The organism is Frankia sp. CcWB2 (assembly GCF_977927585.1).
On the sequence record NZ_CDWRCM010000001.1, the window covers coordinates 67301 to 71041 of the forward strand.

At 66.2% G+C, this 3741-nt stretch carries 1 protein-coding gene; it reads left to right on the forward strand.

Annotated features, from left to right (window positions below):
• Positions 1–75: 75 nt before the first annotated feature.
• On the forward strand, positions 76–3501 hold the full coding sequence (gene rpoB, locus ACY45C_RS00370; protein WP_462185682.1) for a DNA-directed RNA polymerase subunit beta: 3426 nt from the start codon (positions 76–78) through the stop codon (positions 3499–3501).
• Positions 3502–3741 lie beyond the last annotated feature (240 nt).

The following is a 3741-nucleotide window of genomic DNA, read 5'->3' on the forward strand; positions in this document are numbered from 1 at the left end:
TCACCTGACCATTCCCCGACGGATACTTGACGTCCGCGACGCCAGCCCGACGATCAGGCCACCGGAAGGACCACCTTGGCCGCCTCGCGCTCTTCTTCCCGCATCTCGTTCGCTAAGATCATCGAGCCCCTCGAGGTCCCGGATCTCCTTGCTCTTCAGACGCAGTCCTTCGATTGGCTGATCGGTAGTGACGCCTGGGCGGAGCGGGTGCAGGAGGCCATCGATTCCGGCCGTGACGACGTTCCGATCACCTCGGGTCTCGAGGAGGTCTTCGAGGAGATCTCCCCGATCGAGGACTTCTCCGGCTCGATGTCACTGTCCTTTCGGGACCACCGGTTCGAACCGCCCAAGTACTCCGTGGAGGAGTGCAAGGACAAGGACATGACCTTCTCGGCCCCGCTGTTCGTCACGGCCGAGTTCACCAACAACACCACCGGCGAGATCAAGAGCCAGACGGTGTTCATGGGTGACTTCCCGCTCATGACCCCGAAGGGCACCTTCGTCATCAATGGCACTGAGCGCGTGGTGGTCAGCCAGCTCGTGCGCTCCCCGGGGGTCTACTTCGAGCGCAGCCTCGACAAGACCTCCGACAAGGACCTGTACTCCTGCAAGGTGATCCCCTCCCGGGGAGCCTGGCTGGAGTTCGAGATCGACAAGCGCGACACCGTGGGCGTGCGGATCGACCGCAAGCGCCGTCAGTCCGTCACGGTGCTGCTCAAGGCGCTCGGCTGGGACGAGGCCCGCATCCTCGAGCGGTTCGGTGACTTCCCGTCGATGCGCATCACCCTGGAGAAGGACCACACCGCCGGCCAGGACGATGCGCTGCTCGACATCTACCGCAAACTGCGCCCGGGTGAGCCGCCGACACGGGAGTCGGCGCAGACCCTGCTGGAGAACCTCTTTTTCAACCCGAAGCGTTACGACCTCGCCAAGGTCGGTCGCTACAAGGTCAACAAGAAGCTCTCCCTCGACGTTGCTCACGACATCGGCGTTCTCACCGAGAACGACATCGTCCGCACCATCGAGTACGTCGTCAAGCTGCACGCGGGCGCCGATCCGGCCGAGTACGAGGTCGACGACATCGACCACTTCGGCAACCGTCGCCTGCGCTCGGTCGGCGAGCAGATCCAGAACCAGGTCCGGCTGGGACTTGCCCGGATGGAGCGGGTCGTCCGCGAGCGGATGACTACGCAGGATGTCGAGGCGATCACGCCGCAGACCCTGATCAACATCCGGCCGGTCGTCGCCTCCATCAAGGAGTTCTTCGGCACCAGTCAGCTCTCGCAGTTCATGGACCAGACGAACCCGTTGGCTGGTCTGACTCACAAGCGTCGGATGAACGCACTTGGCCCAGGCGGCCTTTCTCGAGAGCGGGCGGGCTTCGAGGTTCGCGACGTGCACCCCAGCCACTACGGCCGGATGTGCCCGATCGAGACGCCGGAAGGCCCGAACATCGGTCTGATCGGCTCGCTGTCGACGTTCGCCCGGATCAACCCGTTCGGCTTCGTTGAGACGCCGTACCGCAAGGTCGTGGACGGCCGCGTCACCGACGAGATCGACTACCTGACCGCCGATGAGGAGGACCGGCACGTCAAGGCGCAGGCGAACGCGCCGCTACGGCCGGACGGAACGTTCGCGGAGGACCGTGTCCTGGTCCGCCGCAAGGGCGGTGAGGTCGAGTTCATCCCGCCGGATGAGGTCGACTACATGGACGTTTCGACCCGTCAGATGGTCTCCGTGGCCACTGCCATGATCCCGTTCCTCGAGCACGACGACGCCAACCGCGCGCTCATGGGCTCCAACATGCAGCGCCAGTCGGTGCCGCTGCTGCGCTCCGAGGCGCCGCTGGTCGGCACCGGGATGGAGGCCCGCGCGGCCAAGGATGCCGGCGACGTGGTCGTCTGCGCCCAGGCGGGGGTGGTCGAGGATCTCTCGGCCGACTACATCACTGTCATGCACGACGACGGCACCCGGCGCACCTACCGGCTGGCGAAGTTCCGCCGGTCGAACCAGGGCACCTGCATCAACCAGAAGCCGATCGTGAACGAGGGCGACCGGGTCGAGGCTGGCCAGGTCATCGCGGACGGCCCGTGCACCGACAACGGTGAGATGGCGCTCGGCAAGAACCTGCTGGTCGCCTTCATGCCGTGGGAGGGGCACAACTACGAGGATGCGATCATCCTGTCCCAGCGTCTCGTCCAGGACGACGTGCTGTCCTCGACCCACATCGAGGAGCACGAGGTCGACGCCCGCGACACCAAGCTCGGCCCGGAGGAGATCACCCGGGACATCCCGAACGTCGCCGAGGAGGTTCTCGCCGACCTCGACGAGCGGGGGATCATCCGGATCGGCGCCGAGGTCTCGCCCGGCGACGTCCTGGTCGGCAAGGTCACACCCAAGGGCGAGACCGAGCTGACCCCCGAGGAGCGCCTGTTGCGCGCGATCTTCGGGGAGAAGGCCCGGGAGGTCCGTGACACCTCGCTGAAGGTGCCGCACGGTGAGTCCGGCAAGGTCATCGGCGTGCGGGTGTTCTCCCGCGAGGACGGCGACGAGCTCCCGCCCGGGGTCAACGAGCTGGTCCGGGTCTACGTCGCCCAGAAGCGGAAGATCACCGACGGGGACAAGCTTGCCGGCCGGCACGGCAACAAGGGTGTCATCGCCAAGATCCTGCCCGTCGAGGACATGCCCTTCCTCGAGGACGGCACCGCCGTCGACGTCGTGCTCAACCCGCACGGCGTGCCGCGCCGGATGAACCTCGGCCAGATCCTGGAGACCCACCTCGGGTGGGTTGCCAAGACCGGCTGGCAGGTCGACTCCGGCACCGAGGACTGGAAGGAGCGGCTGCGCGGCATCGGCGCGGACGCCGCCCCGGCCGGCACCAACGTGGCGACCCCCGTCTTCGACGGTGCTCGCGAGGAGGAGATCACCGGCCTGCTCGACTCCACCCTGCCCAACCGCGACGGCGTCCAGCTGATCGGCTCCTCCGGCAAGGCCAAGCTGTTCGACGGCCGGACCGGTGAGCTGTATCCCTACCCGGTGGCGGTCGGCTACATCTACATCCTCAAGTTGCTGCACCTGGTCGACGACAAGATCCACGCCCGGTCGACCGGTCCCTACTCAATGATCACCCAGCAGCCCCTGGGTGGTAAGGCGCAGTTCGGTGGCCAGCGGTTCGGCGAGATGGAGGTGTGGGCGCTGGAGGCATACGGCGCCGCCTACGCCCTGCAGGAACTGCTGACCATCAAGTCCGACGACGTCGTGGGCCGGGTCAAGGTCTACGAGGCGATCGTCAAGGGCGAGAACATTCCGGAGCCCGGTATCCCGGAGTCGTTCAAGGTGCTCATCAAGGAGATGCAGTCGCTGTGCCTCAACGTCGAGGTGCTCTCCAGCGATGGCGTGCAGATCGAGATGCGTGACACCGACGAGGACGTCTTCCGTGCGGCGGAGGAACTCGGGATCGACCTGTCCCGGCGCGAGCCGAGCAGCGTCGAGGAGGTCTGACGGACGCCGGGGGTCCGACGCCCCCGCCCTGATGGGCGGCGAGGCCTCCGGCGGCTCCATCCGACTCCAGCGTCCCGACCGAGAAAGAGAGAGCAGGCGACAGTCTTGCTGGACGTCAACTTCTTCGACGAACTGCGCATCGGTCTCGCCACCGCGGATGACATCCGCCAGTGGTCGCACGGTGAGGTCAAGAAGCCGGAGACGATCAACTACCGCACCCTGAAGCCGGAGAAGGACGGA